At 69.0% G+C, this 16,696-nt stretch carries 14 protein-coding genes and 1 pseudogene; all 15 read left to right on the top strand.

The annotated features are described in order from the left end of the window. Nucleotides 1-285 (top strand): annotated as a pseudogene (locus tag VFH59_RS00175) (type VI secretion system contractile sheath large subunit); the annotation flags it as partial. A gap of 156 nt (nucleotides 286-441) precedes the next feature. After that, entirely contained in the window at nucleotides 442-945 is a 504-nt protein-coding gene (locus tag VFH59_RS00170; RefSeq protein ID WP_325162864.1) for an Hcp family type VI secretion system effector, read from the top strand. A gap of 53 nt (nucleotides 946-998) precedes the next feature. Further along, nucleotides 999-1,799 (top strand): type VI secretion system accessory protein TagJ, encoded by an 801-nt coding sequence (locus tag VFH59_RS00165; RefSeq protein WP_325162863.1) that lies wholly within the window; start codon nucleotides 999-1,001, stop codon nucleotides 1,797-1,799. Beyond that, complete coding sequence (gene tssE, locus VFH59_RS00160) at nucleotides 1,799-2,302, top strand: type VI secretion system baseplate subunit TssE (protein ID WP_325162862.1); 504 nt, start codon at nucleotides 1,799-1,801, stop codon at nucleotides 2,300-2,302. The genes VFH59_RS00165 and tssE overlap by 1 nt, the downstream gene beginning before the upstream one ends. A 5-nt stretch (nucleotides 2,303-2,307) precedes the next feature. Next, nucleotides 2,308-4,191, top strand: coding sequence for a type VI secretion system baseplate subunit TssF (gene tssF / locus VFH59_RS00155; protein WP_325162861.1), 1,884 nt, complete (start codon nucleotides 2,308-2,310; stop codon nucleotides 4,189-4,191). Continuing rightward, the gene (gene tssG, locus VFH59_RS00150; protein WP_325162860.1) at nucleotides 4,155-5,177 is read left to right on the top strand and encodes a type VI secretion system baseplate subunit TssG; all 1,023 of its coding nucleotides are present in this window, start codon (nucleotides 4,155-4,157) and stop codon (nucleotides 5,175-5,177) included. Before tssF ends, tssG begins: the two co-directional genes overlap by 37 nt. Before the next feature lie 71 nt (nucleotides 5,178-5,248). Continuing rightward, nucleotides 5,249-7,984 carry a type VI secretion system ATPase TssH gene (tssH, locus tag VFH59_RS00145; protein WP_325162859.1) on the top strand — a complete coding sequence of 912 codons (2,736 nt, stop codon included), beginning with the start codon at nucleotides 5,249-5,251 and terminating at the stop codon, nucleotides 7,982-7,984. 39 nt (nucleotides 7,985-8,023) lie between these two features. Beyond that, complete coding sequence (locus VFH59_RS00140) at nucleotides 8,024-9,100, top strand: M35 family metallo-endopeptidase (protein WP_325162858.1); 1,077 nt, start codon at nucleotides 8,024-8,026, stop codon at nucleotides 9,098-9,100. Between the two features lie 122 nt (nucleotides 9,101-9,222). Further along, on the top strand, nucleotides 9,223-9,567 hold the full coding sequence (locus VFH59_RS00135) for a hypothetical protein (RefSeq protein ID WP_325162857.1): 345 nt from the start codon (nucleotides 9,223-9,225) through the stop codon (nucleotides 9,565-9,567). A 74-nt stretch (nucleotides 9,568-9,641) separates the two neighbouring features. Continuing rightward, the gene (locus VFH59_RS00130) at nucleotides 9,642-10,616 is read left to right on the top strand and encodes a M91 family zinc metallopeptidase (protein ID WP_325162856.1); all 975 of its coding nucleotides are present in this window, start codon (nucleotides 9,642-9,644) and stop codon (nucleotides 10,614-10,616) included. A 488-nt stretch (nucleotides 10,617-11,104) separates the two neighbouring features. Continuing rightward, nucleotides 11,105-11,392, top strand: a complete 288-nt coding sequence (locus VFH59_RS00125) for a PAAR domain-containing protein (RefSeq protein WP_325162855.1) — start codon at nucleotides 11,105-11,107, stop codon at nucleotides 11,390-11,392. Between the two features lie 5 nt (nucleotides 11,393-11,397). Further along, nucleotides 11,398-12,771 (top strand): tetratricopeptide repeat protein, encoded by a 1,374-nt coding sequence (locus tag VFH59_RS00120; RefSeq protein ID WP_325162854.1) that lies wholly within the window; start codon nucleotides 11,398-11,400, stop codon nucleotides 12,769-12,771. A 343-nt stretch (nucleotides 12,772-13,114) separates the two neighbouring features. Next, nucleotides 13,115-15,163, top strand: coding sequence for a type VI secretion system Vgr family protein (locus tag VFH59_RS00115; RefSeq protein WP_325162853.1), 2,049 nt, complete (start codon nucleotides 13,115-13,117; stop codon nucleotides 15,161-15,163). Between the two features lie 14 nt (nucleotides 15,164-15,177). Continuing rightward, nucleotides 15,178-15,720 carry a DUF6931 family protein gene (locus tag VFH59_RS00110; RefSeq protein ID WP_325162852.1) on the top strand — a complete coding sequence of 181 codons (543 nt, stop codon included), beginning with the start codon at nucleotides 15,178-15,180 and terminating at the stop codon, nucleotides 15,718-15,720. 16 nt (nucleotides 15,721-15,736) lie between these two features. After that, the coding region (tagH, locus tag VFH59_RS00105) for a type VI secretion system-associated FHA domain protein TagH (RefSeq protein ID WP_325162865.1) at nucleotides 15,737-16,696 on the top strand (960 nt) is incomplete at its 3' end.

Below are 16,696 nucleotides of genomic sequence, written 5' to 3'. Positions count from 1 at the left end.
AAGTGCATCGTGCGCGACAAGATCGGTTCCTTCAGCGACCGCGAGCAGATGCAGAACTGGCTGACCAACTGGGTCATGCAGTACGTCGACGGCGACCCGGCCAACTCCAGCGAGGAGACCAAGGCGCGCAAGCCGCTGTCGGCCGCCGAGGTGGTGGTGGAAGAAGTCGAGGGCGCGCCCGGCTACTACACCTCCAAGTTCTTCCTCAAGCCGCACTACCAGCTCGAGGGTCTCACCGTGTCGCTGCGGCTGGTCTCGCGCCTGCCGTCGGCTGCCAAGGCCTGAGGCGAGAACCGACGGTGGCGGCCCATGCCGCCACCGTCGGCTCGCATGCGCCACCGCCGAAGTTCCATCCACACCGCAGCAAGACGATCCGAAGGGCAGGATGCGTCCCGCCGGCGGTATCGAACATCCAATCACGAAACGTAGGGAGAAGGTTTCATGGCATTCGACATGCACATCAAGTTCGGCGCCGGCAAGGTCAAGATCGAGGGCGCGTCCAACCACAAGAACCACAAGGGCGAGGTGCCGATCCTGGCCTGGTCGTGGGGCGTCAGCAACACCGGCGACCTGCACACCGGCGCCGGCTCGGCCAGCGGCGGCAAGGCCCACGTGCAGGACATCTCCATCACCAAGTACGTCGATGGCTGCTCCAACGCACTGCTCGACGCCTGCTGCACCGGCGGCCGCATGGACCAGGCGTGGCTGTACGTCACCAATGCCACCGGTGAACAGACCGACTTCCTCACCATCGAGCTGTCCGAAGGCGTGCTGGTGACCTCCGTGTCCACCGGCGGCAGCGGTGGCGAGGACCGCCTGACCGAGAACATCACCCTGCACTTCGGCAAGTTCAAGTACGCGTTCCAGCCGCAGGACGACAAGGGCGCGAAGAAGGGCGGCGCGAAGGAATTCACCTTCGACATCCAGGGCGTGGCCAAGGCCTGATCCTGATCCTGCAACGCCTCCCGAGGCGTACCTGACATCTCCTGGGCCGACCCATGACACCCGAGAACATGCTGAAGGAAGGTCGCCTGGACGAGGCGTTGCAGGGCCTCACCTCGCAGGTGCGGAACAACCCGGCGGACGCGCGCTGCCGGGTGTTCCTGTTCCAGCTGCTGGCCCTGCTGGGCCAGTGGGAGCGCGCACAGACGCAGCTGAAGGTCAGCGGCGAGCTGGACGTGAACAATACCCTCATGGCCGGCGCCTACGCGCAGGCCGTGCGGGGCGAACTGATGCGCGCCGGCGTGCTGGCCGGCGAGCGCATGCCTTCAGTGGTCGGCGAGCCGTCCCAGTGGATGGCGCTGTTGCTGCAGGCGCTCAAGCTCGATGCGCAGGGGCAGCACGCGAACGCCGCGCCACTGCGCGAACAGGCCTTCGACCTGGCGCCGACCGTCTCGGGCGAGGTCGACGGCGAAGCTTTCGAATGGGTCGCCGACGCGGATCCGCGCTTCGGACCCTGTCTGGAGATGGTGGTCAACGGCAGCTACGCCTGGGTGCCGTTCGCCCGTCTGAAGCAACTGGTTTTCGAAGCGCCCAGCGACCTGCGCGACAAGGTGTGGGCGCCGGTGCAGGTGACCTGGAGCAACGGCGGCCAGGCCGTCGGCTTCGTCCCCTGCCGCTACCCCGGTTCGGAGCGCTCGGCCGATGCCGACGTGGTGCTCGCGCGCCGTACCGACTGGGAAGAGCGCGCTCCCGGGCTGTTCACCGGCCTGGGCCAGCGCATGCTCGCGACCGACGCGGGCGAATACCCGCTGCTGGACGTGCGCACCCTCGTGTTCCACCACGACGCGGTCGCCTGATGGCCGAGCTGACCACCCAGGAGCGCCTGCAGCCCTCGCTGCTGGACCGGCTGACCGACGAGGAGCCGGGCAAGGCCGAGGAAAGCCGCGAAAAGCGCGTGATCTCCGCCACGCGCCTGCGCGACTGCGTGGCGCGTGACATCTCCTGGCTGCTCAACTGCGTGAACCTGGGCAGTGGCGTGGCGCTGGACGACTACCCGGAAGTGGCCCGCTCGGTGCTCAACTTCGGCATCCCGGACCTCACCGGCACGGCGCTCTCGGGGGTGGACGCCAGCGTGCTGCAGCGCCAGCTGCGCGAGGCGCTGCTCGCGTTCGAGCCGCGCCTGACCGGCAGCACGCTGCGGGTGGCGGTCAATACCGACGGCAAGCGCATGGACCAGCAATCACTGGTGTTCAACATCGAATCGGAGATGTGGGCGCAGCCGATCCCGCTGAACCTCTACCTGAAGACCGAAGTCGACCTGGAAACCGGCCGCTTCAGCGTCTCCGAAAGCCTGGGCTGACAACCATGGACCCGCGCCTGCTGCGCTACTACAACCGCGAACTGCAGCACGTGCGCGAGATGGGCGGCGAGTTCGCGCGCGAGTATCCGAAGATCGCCGGCCGCCTTGGCCTGGAAGGCTTCGAATGTGCCGACCCCTACGTCGAGCGGTTGCTGGAGGGTTTCGCCTTTCTCGCCGCGCGCGTGCAGCTGAAGCTCGATGCCCAGCAACCGGTGTTCACCCAGCACCTGATGGAGATGGTCTACCCGCACTACCTCGCGCCCGTGCCCTCGATGGCCGTGGTGGAGATGGCGGCCGACCTGAAGGAGAGCGGACTGGTGGCCGGCCACGTCGTGCCGCGCCACACCGCGCTGCGCAGCCTCACCGGCCGCGACGACCGTACTGCCTGTGAATACCGCACCGCGCACGACGTCACCCTGTGGCCGCTCAGGCTCACCGAGGCGAAGTATTTCGACACGCCGGCGGCGATCGCCGCCGCGGGCGTCACCATCCCCGCCGACCGCACCGTGCGCGCCGGCCTGCGCCTCAAGTTCGCGGTCACCGCGGGCGCGCAGGCAAACCTGCTGGCGCTGGACGAGCTGCCGGTTTTCCTTGCCGGCGCCGACGAGCTGCCCAAGCGCCTGTACGAGCAACTGCTCGGTAACGCCGCCGGCGTGGTGGTGCGCGCCAAGGGCGAGGGCGGCATGTCCAGCACCTGGCTGGAGCCGGGCAGCATCCGGCCCAGGGGCTTCGACGACGACGAGGCGATGATCCCCTACAGCGGCCGTTCCTTCAGCGGCTACCGGCTGCTGCAGGAATACTTCGCCTGTCCGGAGCGCTTCCTGTTCGCCGTGTTCACCGGCCTGCGCCAGGCACTCGCGCGCGCGCAGGGCAGCGAGTTCGAGATCGTGGTGCTGTTCGACCGCAGCGTCAGCCGCCTGCACAACGCGGTGGACGCTGGCAATTTCCGCCTGTTCTGCACCCCGGCGGTGAACCTGTTCCCGCGCCGCGCCGACCGCATCCACCTGCAGCAGGGCCGCACCGAATACCACGTGCTTGCCGACCGCACGCGGCCGATGGATTTCGAGATCCACTCGATCGGCAACGTCGAGGGCTTCGGCGACAGCCAGGAACCGGAGCAGCGCTTCCAGCCGTTCTACGGCTGCGACGAGCGCACCTGGCAGGCCGGCCACGGTGCCTTCTACACGGTGCGGCGGGAGCCGCGCCAGCTCTCCGCGCGGCAGAAGCTGCAGGGTGCGCGTTCCAGCTACGTGGGCAGCGAGCTGTACATCGCGCTGGTCGATGCCAGCGAAGCGCCGTACTCCAGTCGCCTGCGCCAGGTCGGCATGCAGCTGATGTGCACCAATCGCGACCTGCCGTTGCAGATGCCGGTGGGCAAGTCGCATACGGACTTCACGCTTGATATCGGCGCGCCGGTCGAAGCGGTGCGCTGCGTGGCCGGTCCGACCAAGCCGCGCGCACCGGTCGCCGGCGGCGAGACCGCCTGGCGGTTGCTCAGCCACCTGCAGCTCAACTACGTCTCGCTGCTGGGCGAGGGCAACGCCGACGGCGCCGCCGCGCTGCGCGAGATGCTGACGCTGTACTGCGACGAGTTCGACTCGGCCGCGCGGCGGCAGATCGACGGTATCAAGGCGGTAGGCTCGCACCCGATCGTGCGGCGCATCCCCGTGCCGGGCCCGATCAGCTTCGGCCGCGGCCTGGAAATCACCCTGACCTGCGACGAAGGCGCCTTCGAAGGCACCGGCGCCTTTCTGCTCGGTTCGGTGATGCAGCACTTCTTCGCGCGCTACGTCTCGGTCAATTCCTTCACCGAGACGGTATTGCGTACCCTGGAACGCAACGAGGTCGCCCGATGGCCGGCACGGCTGGGCTCGCGCCAGACGCTGTAGCACTCGAGCGCGCGCTCGAGCAGCGGCCGGGGGACTTCGATTTCTTCGAGGCGATCCGGCAGCTGGAGTGCGCCTACCCGACGCGGCCGCGGCTGGGCGAATCGACCAAGCCGTCGGAGGACTTCGTGCGGCTGTGCCAGACGCCGTCGCTGGCCTTCGCGCCAACCACCATCGGCGACTACCGGCCCGCCGCGGACGGGCGGCCGGCACGCATGCGGGCGCTGTTCTTCGGCCTGTTCGGCCCCAACGCGCCGCTGCCGCTGCACCTGACCGAATATGCGATCGACCGTGAGCGCAACGCGCGCGACACCACGCTGATCGCTTTCGCCGATGTCTTTCACCATCGCATGGCGAGCCTGTTCTACCGTGCCTGGGCCAATTCGCAGCCGACGGTGCAGGCCGACCGACCGTCGCAGGACCGCTTCCGCCTCTACACCGGCGCGCTGGTGGGCCTGGCCACGCCGGGGCTGGAAGGTCGCGATGCCCTGCCGGATGACTTCAAGCGCTTCTTCGCCGGCCACCTGCTGGCGCAGACGCGCAACGCCGAAGGCCTGCGCGGGTTGCTGCAGCAGTTCTTCGCGATTCCGGTGCGGGTGGTCGAGTTCGTCGCCGAGTGGATGCGCCTGCCGCGGGAGGCCTACCTGCGGCTGGGCCGTTCGGCCGAAGGGGCCTGCCTGGGCCGCACCGCGGTCATTGGCGGCAACGTGTGGGGCGCGCAGCAACGCTTCCGCCTGCGCCTGGGCCCGCTGGGGCGCAGCCAGTTCGAGCATTTCCTGCCTGGTGGCGCCGCGCTGGCACAACTGGTGGCGGCCGTGCGCAGCTACATCGGAGACGAAAAGGCCTGGGACGTGCAGCTGGTGCTCGCGCGCGAGCAGGTGCCCGCCACCCGGCTGGGGCAGGGTGGCCGGCTGGGCCTGACCACCTGGCTGGGCCAGCGCCGCGAGCGCACCGATGCCGACGACGTCGTATTGAAACCGGTGGGCTGACACCCGCCATACCGAACATCAGACCGGGCCGCCACGCGCGGGCCGAAGCAAACGCGAAGGGAAGACAAGTCATGGCCGAGATCAGTCGCAGCGCCCTGTTCGGGAAACTCAACAAGCTCGCGTACCGGGGCATCGAGAGCGCCACGGTGTTCTGCAAGCTGCGCGGCAATCCCTACGTCGAGCTGGTGCACTGGATTCACCAGATCCTGCAGCTGCAGGACTCGGACCTGCACCGCATCGTCAAGCAGTTCAACATCAACCCGTCGAACCTGGCGCGCGACGTCACCGACGCACTGGACAAGCTGCCGCGCGGCTCGACCACGATCACCGACCTGTCCTCGAACGTGGAGGAAGCGGTCGAGCGCGGCTGGGTATTCGCCACGCTGATGTTTGGCGAGGCACAGGTGCGCACCGGCTACCTGATGGTCGGCGTGGTGCGCACGCGCCACCTGCGCAACGCGCTGGTCGCCATCTCGCCGGAGTTCGACAAAATCAAGCCCGAGACGCTGGTGGAGAAGTTCGCCGAGGTCGTCGCCGGCTCGCCCGAGGACGGCCAGGGCGCCAGCGACGGTTTCCAGATGGGCGGCGCGGTGCCGGGCGAGGCCAGCGGCGCGATGGGTCCGGCCCAGATGGGCAAGCAGGAGGCGCTCAGGCAGTTCACCGTCGATCTGACCGAACAGGCGCGCAGCGGCAAGATCGATCCGATCGTCGGCCGCGACGAGGAAATCCGCCAGGTCGTCGACATTCTCATGCGCCGCCGCCAGAACAACCCGATGCTGGTCGGCGAGGCGGGCGTGGGCAAGACCGCGGTGGTCGAGGGCTTCGCGCTGCGCATCGCCCAGGGCGACGTGCCGCCCCAGCTCAAGGACGTCGAGCTGCGCACCCTGGACGTGGGCCTGCTGCAGGCCGGCGCCAGCATGAAGGGCGAGTTCGAGAACCGCCTGCGGCAGGTGATCGAGGAAGTGCAGTCGAGCCCGAAGCCGATCATCCTGTTCATCGACGAGGCGCACACGCTGGTCGGCGCCGGTGGCGCGGCCGGCACCGGCGACGCGGCCAACCTGCTCAAGCCTGCGCTCGCCCGCGGCAACCTGCGTACGGTCGGCGCCACTACCTGGGCCGAATACAAGAAGCACATCGAGAAGGACCCCGCGCTGACCCGTCGCTTCCAGACCGTGCAGGTCGACGAGCCGAGCGAGGAGAAGGGCATCCTGATGATGCGCGGCGTCGCCAGCGTGATGGAGAAGCACCATCGCGTGCAGATCCTGGACGAGGCGCTGGAAGCGGCGGTCAAGCTCTCGCACCGCTACATCCCGGCGCGCCAGTTGCCGGACAAGGCGGTGAGCCTGCTCGACACCGCCTGCGCCCGCGTGGCGATCAGCCAGCATGCCGTGCCGCCGGAAGTGGACGACACCCGCAAGCGCATCCAGGCGCTGGAAACCGAACTGGCCATCATCGCCCGCGAGAAGACGGTCGGCGTGGACGTGGCCGAGCGCGAGGCCTCTGCCGGCGAGAAGCTTGCCGTCGCCAAGGCACGGCTGGAGACGCTGGAGGTCAACTGGCAGGTCGAGAAGGGCCTGGTGGAAAAAATCCTCGCGATCCGCGCCCGCCTGCGCGGCGATGCCGCGCCGGTCGAGGGTACCGGCAGCGCACTGGAGCGGGCCGCCAGCGCCGAAGCAGGCGAAGTCGCCGTGGCGAGCGCCGCGCTGACCGACGCCGAGCGTGCCGCCGCGCTGGAGGAACTGAAAGGCCTGCAGGCGCAGCTCGCCGAACTGCAGGGCGAGAGCCCGCTGATCCTGCCCACCGTCGACTACGTGGCGGTCGGTTCGGTCGTTTCGGACTGGACCGGCATCCCGGTCGGCCGCATGGTCAAGAGCGAGCTCGAGACCGTGATGAACCTGGCCAGCCTGATGGGCAAGCGCGTGATCGGCCAGGACCACGCGATGGAAATGATCGCCAAGCGCATCCAGACCAGCCGCGCGGGCCTGGACAACCCGAACAAGCCGATCGGCGTGTTCATGCTCGCCGGCACCTCCGGCGTGGGCAAGACCGAGACCGCGCTGGCACTGGCCGAGGCGCTCTACGGCGGCGAGCAGAACATCATCACCATCAACATGAGCGAGTTCCAGGAGGCGCACACCGTCTCCACGCTCAAGGGCGCGCCCCCGGGCTACGTGGGCTACGGCGAGGGTGGTGTGCTGACCGAGGCGGTGCGCCGCAAGCCGTACTCGGTGGTGCTGCTGGACGAGGTCGAGAAGGCCCACCCGGACGTGCACGAGATCTTCTTCCAGGTGTTCGACAAGGGCGTGATGGAAGACGGCGAAGGCCGCCAGATCGACTTCAAGAACACCCTGATCCTGCTCACCACCAACGCCGGCACCGACCTGATCGCCGGCCTCTGCCAGGATCCGGAGCTGATGCCCGAGCCCGAGGGCATCGCCAAGGCGCTGCGCGAGCCGCTGCTGAAGGTGTTCCCGCCGGCGTTGCTCGGACGGCTGGTGACGATCCCGTACTACCCGCTCAGCGAGAAGATGCTCGGCGAGATCGTGAAGCTGCAGCTCGGCCGTATCAAGAAGCGCATCGAGGCCCGTTACCGCATCCCGTTCGAGTACGACGAGGACGTGGTGAGACTGGTCGTCAGCCGCTGCACCGAGAGCGAGTCGGGCGGCCGCATGATCGACGCGATCCTGACCAACACCATGCTGCCGGATGTCAGCCGCGAGTTCCTCACCCGCATGATCGAGGGCAAGGCCATCGCCGGCGTGCAGGTCGGCGTGAAGGAAGGGGATTTCCACTACGCCTTTGCCTGAGACGGCAGGGCATGACTGCAGGACGCGAGCGACAACCCCATGAGCCACAACTTTTCCGAAGAGTACAAGCGCGCCCGCCAGTCGGTGTTGAACGGGAAGTTCAGCGCCGACGCCGAGGCCGTGCTCAAGAAGCTCAGGTCGCTGATGGGCGACGACGGCTTCGACGATACCCAGGCCGGTGCGCTTACCGAGTTCCACAAGGCCATCAACCTTGGGCAATTCAGCTTCAAGCCCCTGTTCGGCGGCCAGAACCTGGAGCCGGCCCAGCGGGTCCTGTCCATGGCCAATGGCTACGCCAGCAAGGGAACCGGCCGTAGCTACGCCGGCAGCGCGGACGTGGTGGCTGCCTCCGCCGCATTGAAAATGCTGCTGCACACCAGCTTCCTGGCCAAGAAGGGCGCCAGCGGCTTCTGGGTCGTCAACACGCCGGCCAAGTACAGGAACTGGCCCAGCCTCGAGCTTGCCACCCTGGCGGGTGACGAACGGGCACTGCTGTCGCGCCTCGCGCACAAGCAGGAGTATTTCTCCGCCGCGCAGAAGAAGCACATGGCCGACGGCGCCCAGCTCGCGCGGGCGCAGGTACAGAAGGCGCTGATGGCGCTTTCCGGCAAGGGCAAGGGCCAGGAACTGGTCAAGCGCTGGTTCGAGACCGAGGACACCACGGCCACCGACCTCGCCAAGATCACCGCGGACCTGGCGGCGGGCCTCAAGAAGATCCAGAACACGCTGCTGTCCAACCGGCTCATCTTCACCGACTGCCCGTTCTATCGTGGCGACGACATGGAACAATCCGAGGCCTTCGTGTTCTCGGGCAGCTGGAAGGACGCGCACAAGGTGGTCTACATCGAGAAGGGCTTCTTCGCCAAGGGCGGCAACGTGCTGTCCGGACGCGCCAACTGGGCGCGCGTCATCGTGCACGAGCTGACCCACTCGGAACTCGATACCGACGACTATCCGCAGAACAACTCCTACGGCTGGCAGGGTATCAACCCCAAGGACAGCAAATTCAAGGGCAACAAGGCGGTGCTCAACGCCGAGAACTGGGCCTACTTCGTGGTCGATGCGGCCGGTGGCCTCACCCCCTCGGAACGGGCCGAAGCCCTGAGGTTGCCGTGACCGATCCCTCGACGCTGGCACGCCTGCGTGCCGCCACACTCGCGCTGGCCTGCGCGCTGCCCGTCGCATCGTGCGCGGGTGGCCTGCCGGGTCCCGGGCAATCCGCATCACAGGAGACGCAGATGAGTTCCCCCTTCGATCAACCCCCGCAGGTCTCGGGCAGCCGCGGACGTCCCCCGGCGGTGGCGCCGGTCGTGCACGACGGCGTGCGCTACGAGCAGTTGAAGAACCTCACCGCCGAGGGCCTGCCGCCCGGCGGCTACGTGGTGGCGACGGACGTCGCCTCCGGCAAGCGGCTGTGGACCAGCCGCCTGTACGCATCGACGGTCGACCCGAACATCGAGGCCGACGTGCAGTGGACCTTCTTCAAGGCCATGCGCCTGGACGCCGCGCAGGGCGTGCTGGTGGTCGAGGACGAGAAAGGGCGGATCTATCGCGTCGATCTCGCCGACGGCCGGGTGCACTGACGACGCGCCCGCAGGGCCCGCGGCCTTGCGCTCGACCCACTTACTGCCCCAGTCCCACTCCGATCGAGGACGCCATGCCCATCGAACAATTCCAGCTCAGCCCCGCCATCAAGGTGTGCGGCCTGAAAGGCCGCAAGCTGGCCGAGGCGACCCAGATGCCGGCCGGGGAGGCGAAAGCGTTCGTCAAGAACGTGCGCGACGCCTACACCAGGCTGGCCCGGCTCAGGACCGGCAGTCGCCTGCTGCACGAGATGAACACGTCTGGGCACGCCTGCACGATCTTCTGCAGCGACCAGGACGGTGCCGCGATGGCCGACCCGCCGGACATCCCCAACAACCTGGCGCGCATGGTCAAGTCGTTCCGGCCGCAGCATCACAACATGCTCTACTCCAACCAGAAAACGATCATCCAGCGGGTCATGGTCGGCGGCAAGGAAGAGCAGCAGCGGGTGAAGGGCCCGGCGGTGGCCTACATGAAGAAGGAGCTCAGGAAGCTCAACCAGCTCGAGGACAAGTTCACCGCCTCGATGGAGCTCGACTACGTGCTGTGCCGGGCGTGGGGTGACCTGGAGGCCGGCCGCCGCTCGCTGGTGACGCTGCTCGGCAAGTCGCGCGCCGCGATCGACGCCATGTGCGACGGGCAACAGCGCATCGACGACAACGACTACCTGAAGATCTGCATCGCCTATTACGAGCACCTGACCCCCGGGCCCGGCTGCGACACGCAGGTCAAGCTGGTCCCCAGGATCCGCGTTCCTGCGGCCAACGGGTCGTTCAATCCCAAGCACGATCCGGACGCCGTGCCCGCGGAGATCATGCTCGGCCACGAGCTGATCCACGCCTGGCGGATGATGGTCGGCCGGCGCATCGTCAATGACGGTTGGGAGGAAGAGGCGATGACCACGGGGATCGGTCCGTTCAGCCACCTGCGCATGACGGAGAACCAGCTGCGCCTGGAGGCCAGTTACCCGAAGCGGACGGCCTACCGGCATCCGGTCTTCAACTCGGCCTACACCAAGGCGATCGCGGAAGACTCGGCAGCCGCCTGAGAGCGCCTGCGGCAGCACGGGCGGACACGGGCATGCGAGCCGCCCCTCAAGCGAAAGGGGGCGGTCCGCCCGGATCCGCGCGGCAGCCGCAATCGGCCAGGCACGGGCCCGTCGCGGGCGTGCCGGGACAGGCGGCCCGCCGGTGCGGGGCACCGAGGCGGGGCACGCCAGCCGAAGCGGCGGGTCGCGAGCCGTGCCTGGCTCCGGCGGGCCCCCCAACGGCACACGGCTGTTCGCCCATGTGAAGGCGGCGTGACCAGATCGCCCGGGTTTTTACGGATTCACCTATAGGCAACGCTGGCCGGCCCGGCCGGCGTGCCACCACCAGGGGGAGCCGTCGCACGCATGGGCGGCCCGAAGTGCCGGCGCGAAGCCGTCACTTCAACGTTCCTGGTGGACCCGGTGCCGTCGATGGTCGCCATCGACGGCGCCGGTGCGGCCCGCTGGACCGCGCTGCCGGGCCGGAATCCCTTGAGCCGAGGAACCGCATGCAGCCTGCCGCCCGCCTCACCGACATGCACGTCTGCCCGATGGTCACCGGCGTGGTCCCGCACGTGGGCGGCCCGATCGCCGCGCCGGGCGCGCCCAAGGTACTGATCGGCGGTCTGCCGGCAGCCCGCATGGGCGACATGGCGACCTGCGTCGGCCCGCCGGACAGCATCCTGGCCGGGTCTCCGAAGGTCCTGATCGGTGGCCAGCCGGCCGCGCGGATGGGCGACAGCTGCGCGCATGGCGGTTCGATCGTGCTTGGCTGCTTCACGGTGCTGATCGGCTGATGGGCATGGGTACCTCGCTCCCGCACAGGGTGACGCTACGCCGCTCCGTGCGCGATTTCGCGGCGGTGCTCCAGCGCGCACTGCGTGCCCACCAGGCGGATGACCTGGAGACCGCCGAGCGGCTCTACCGGGAGGTGCTGGAGCTGCACGCCGCCCAGCCCGACGCGCTGCACTACCTGGGCGTGCTGTGCCACCAGCAGGGGCGCAGCGAGGAGGGCGTGGAGCTGATCCGCACCGCGCTCATGATCACCCCGCGCCACCCGGACGCACACAACAACCTGGGCAACATCCACAAGGAGTGCGGGCGGCCGGTCGAGGCGGAAGCCTGCTACCGGCGAGCGCTCGCATGCGCTCCTCACCATTACAACGCCCTGGGCAACCTGGCCGTGGTGCTGGAGGTGCAGGAGCGCCTGGACGAAGCCTTCGAGGCTTACGGCGCGCTGCTCCGGCAGGCGCCGGACGACGCGCGCGGCCAGTACCTGCTGGGCCTGTTCCTGCGCAACCACGCGCAGAACATGGAACACCTGGAGCAATCGGCCGAGTGCTTCCGCCGTGCATTCGACATCGATGCCCGCAACCTGCGGGCGCTGGAGGCGCTCGGCGTCACGCTGTACGCGCTCAAGCGCTACGACGAGGCCCGGCAGGTCTACCGCGACTGGCTCGCGCGCGAGCCGGACAATCCGGTACCGCGCCACATGCTCGCCGCCTGCGGCGGTGCCGAGGCCCCGCCACGCGCGGCCGACGAGTACGTCCGCGAGTTGTTCGACGGTTTCGCCGACAGCTTCGACGAGCAGCTGCTGAAGAACCTCGACTATCGGGCGCCGCAGGTGCTCGCCGCCGCACTGGGCGAGGTGCTGGGCCTCCCGGCACGAACGCTGGACGTACTCGACGCCGGTTGCGGCACGGGGTTGTGCGCGCCGTCCATGCGCCCGCATGCCCGGCACCTGGTGGGCGTGGACCTGTCCGGCGGCATGGTCGAGAAGGCCCGCCTGCGGGGCGAGTACGACGAACTGCAGGTCGCCGAACTGACCGCTCACCTCCAGGCGCACCCCGGCGCATACGATGTCGTGCTGTCGGCGGACACGCTGGTGTATTTCGGGCAGCTGGAAGCGGTGCTGGCTGCCGTCCACGCGGCGCTCAAGCCCGAAGGCTGGCTGGGTTTCACACTCGAGGCCATGGACGGGGACGCCCGCGACCTGGAAATCACGCCCAGCGGGCGCTATCGCCACGACCGCCGCTACGTGGAACGCGTGCTGGACGCCTGCGGATTCGCCGACGTGCGCATCCGGGCCGACACGCTGCGCCGCGAGGCCGGCCAGCCCGTCGCCGGCTGGGTGGTGCTGGCACGGCGTCCCCCGGTCGGAGGGATGGCCGCATGAGCACGCTCGCACGATCGAAGGGCGCCAGGCACCGGCGGGCTTCAGGGACAGGCGCCGTTGAGCGCGTTGTCCGGAGCGCGGCGCAGGCGCGTGCCGGGCGCATCCAGGCGGCCTTCGACCGGGCGAATGCAGACGATCTCGTGCTCGCTGCCGTCCACGGTGATGACCGGGCCGGCGCAGGCGCCGGCGAGCAGAGCCCCCGCCCGGCGGCTTCGCTCGAGGTCATCCGGTCGCAGGAAGCCGCCCGGCGGTGCGTGCGCCCTTGTAGCAGTTTTCCCCCGGCCCCCGCGTTCGCTGCGCGCGTGCCGTCCACCCCGTCGCCGAGCGCGCGGAGGCACCGCCCATGAGCCAGCAGATCACGCTTTCGTCCCCCCAGTGCGAGGGCCTGCTCTTCACCAGCATGGTGGCCGAGGAGCAACTCGGGCGCATGTTCTCCTACCACGTCGAGTTCGCCAGCCGGAACGAGAAGATCGACCTCGGTGGCCTGCTCGGCACCCCGATGACCGTGAAACTGGCGACCGACGACGGTTTTTCCCGCCACTTCAACGGCGTCGTGTGCGAGGCCGCGCAGACCGGTGCCGAGGTCATCGACGGGCTGCACTACGCGCACTACAGCGTGCGGCTGGTGCCCAGGCCCTGGCTACTGGTCGACAAGTTCGACTGCCGCATCTACACCGAGATGTCGGTGCCGGACATCGTCAAGCAGGTGCTGGCGGACGCCGGCTACACCGACCTCAAGCTGAGCCTGAGCGGCAGCTACACGGCGCGCGACTACTGCGTGCAGTACCGCGAGAGCGGCCTGAATTTCATCAGCCGCCTGCTGGAGCAGGAGGGCATCTACTACTACTTCACCCATGACGCCGGCACGCACACCATGGTGCTCGCCGACGGCGTGGGTGCGCACGCCAAGGCCGCGCACTTCGACAAGGTGGCCTACTCGACCACCCGCGAAAGCGGGTTGCGCAGCGAGGCGACCATCAGCGAGTGGATCCCTTCGCGCGGCCGCGACGCGAGCAAGGTCCAGCTGACCGACTACGACCCGCTCAAGCCCAAGGCCTCGCTGCTGGCGACCGGCACGGGCGATGGCCACGGCGGGCAGGGGCCGGACGGCTTCGACTACCCCGGAGGCCACTTCGACGCCCAGGTCGGCCAGCACTTCGCGCAGGTGCGCGCCGAGGCGCTCAGCGCCTCGCGCTCGCACTACGACGGCAACACCGTCGCCTGCGGCGTCCAGATCGGCGGGCTGTTCACGCTGAGCGCGTTCCCGCGCGCGGAACTGAACCAGGAGTACCTGGTGATCGGCGGCACCCTCCAGCTGCATGCCGGCGGCTACGCCTCCGGCGCCACGGCCACGGGCCCGTCCTTCCGTTGCCGTTTCCAGGCGATCGAGAGCAGCCGGCCGTTCCGCAGCCTGCCCAGCGCGACCAGGCCTTCGATCGCCGGCCTGCAGACCGCGGTGGTGACCGGCAGCGAGACCGACGAGGACATCGCGATCGACGAGCACGGCCGCGTGGAGGTCACCTTCCACTGGAACAAGCCGGACAAGCCCGAAGCCAGGAGCTCCTGCCCGGTGCGGGTGGCCTCGGCGTGGGCCGGCAAGGGCTGGGGCGCGGTCAGCCTGCCGCGGGTGGGGCAGGAGGTGGTGGTCAGCTTCCTGGAGGGCGACCCGGACCGCCCGCTGATCATCGGCAGCGTCTACAACGGCGACAACACGCCGCCCTACGGCCTGCAGGCGACCAAGACGCAGAGCGGCATCAAGAGCCGCAGCCTGCTCGGCGGCACCGCCGACTTCAACGAGCTGCGCTTCGAGGACAAGAAGGGCGAGGAGGATTTCTTCATCCACGCCCAGAAGGACATGCACGAGGAGGTCGAGAACGACCACGTGGTCACCATCGATCACGACGAAACGGTGACGGTCAAGAACGACCAGACCCTCACCGTCAAGCACGACCAGACCATGACGGTGGAGAACGACCAGACCGAGACGGTCAAGCACGACCGCAAGATCGCCGTGCAGAACGAGGACAAGCTCGACGTCACCGCCAACGGCACCACCAGCATCGGCCAGAAGTTCAAGCTCTCGGCCGGCACCGAGATCGAACTGGTCACCGGCGCCTCGAGCATCGTGCTCAAGAGTTCGGGCGAGATCGAGATCAAGGGCGTCAACATCAAGATCACCGGCAGCGTCGGGGTCAAGATCGAGGGCCAGGCCGAGGTCGGCGTCAAGGCGGGCGCCACCATGGACCTGGGCGCCGGCGCCAGCCTGAAGGTGCACTCGGACGCCATGGTCGAGGTCTCCGGTGGCGCGATGGCGACCGTCAAGGCACCCATGCTCTCGCTCAAGGGCGACGGCATGAACCAGGTGTCCGGCGGCATCGTGATGATCGGGTAAGGGGGAGACACGCCATGTCGATCATCATGCAGGCTGCCGACCAGATGGAGCTGGGTGCCTCCGCGCGCGCCCGGCTGGAACCGCGGATGGGGCCACGCGAGGCTGTGCAGGTGTTGCTGGAAGATGGCGAGACGCAGGATGCGCTCAAGCTGCTCGCGCGCGTGCTGCCCAAGCGCTATGCGGTGGCCTGGGCCTGCCAGTGCGCGCGCGACGTGCCGTTGCCGCTGGAAGACAAGGCCGGCGCCGTGCTCGCCGAACAGTGGGTGCGCGAGCCGGAGGAAACGCACCGGCGCGCGGCCTTCGAGTACGCCAACGCGGGCGGCTACCGGAGCATCGGGTCCTGGCTGGCCGCCTCGGCCGGCTGGTCCGGCGGCAGCCTCGCGCCGGCGAGCCAGGAGACCCCGGTGCCGCCCCCCGACCACCTGACCGCCTGCGCCGTGGTTGCGGCGGTGAACCTGATGGCCGGGCTCGACCCGGCCCGCTTCGAGCACCGCCGCGCCGAGTTCATGGCGCGTGCCATGAGCCTGCTCGGCGCCGGCGAAACGCAGACCAGCTGAGGAGCGACGCGTGCCCATCCCACAGACACTCGTGCTCGCCGTGCTCGGCCCCCATGCGGCGCAGTTCGGCGCGCGCAGCCAGAAGGCGTTCGAGGGGCGCGACGGCAGCATCGGCCGCGCGGAAGACTGCGACTGGGTGCTGAGCGCGGCCGGCGTCTCGCGCGTGCACGCCATGGTGCGTTGCCTCAATGGCATGTACTTCATCGAGGACCGCAGCACCAACGGCATGCTGCTCAACGGCCGCCCGCTGGTGAAGGGCGATCCGGCGTCGCTGAAGGACGGCGACCGCCTGCAGATCGACACCTTCGAGGTGGCCGTGCGGTTGCAGGCCGACAGCGCCACCGTGGTGCAGCCGACGCCGGCCCCGGCGCCAGCGATGGCGGCGGCCGCGCCGCTGCCGGGTGGGGACTTCCTCGACGAGATGCTGGGCGGGGCGTTCGGCGCGCCGCCGCCTGCCCGCGGCATTCCCGACGAACCGCTGATACCCGTGCCCGGCGGCTCGACCGCCGCGCTCGATCCACTGGCGTTCCTGGACGAGCCGCTCGGCGCGCCGCCGGCAGCCGCGCCGTCCCCGGCCGCGAGCTGGAACCATTCCAGCGGCATGGCCGACCACTTCCATCCACCCGGCGTCGCCGGCCAGCGTGACGCTCTGCCGGAGAACTGGGACCTCACCATGGGCGATTTCGCGCCCAAGGCGCCGCCGGTCGCGGTTCCTGCACCCGTCCCGGCACCGCCGCCGGCCGCGCCGGTCGCAGCGCCCATCGCGGTGCCGACCGCGGCGTCGGCTCCGTCCGCCGGTGTCCCGCCTGAACTGGACACGATCTTCCGCATCGTCGTCGACGGCGTGATGGACGTGCTGCGCGCGCGGGCGGAGATCAAGAACACCTTCCGCCTGCCGGTCACGCTGATCCAGCGCTCGGAGAACAACCCGCTGAAGTTCGCGCCGACCGCGGACGAGGCACTGCAGAAGCTGCTC

This window comes from Frateuria sp. (assembly GCF_035695185.1).
Lineage (GTDB): Bacteria > Pseudomonadota > Gammaproteobacteria > Xanthomonadales > Rhodanobacteraceae > Frateuria_A.
Note: the sequence above shows the minus strand (reverse complement) of the source record. Positions and strands in the feature narration are given on the sequence as shown.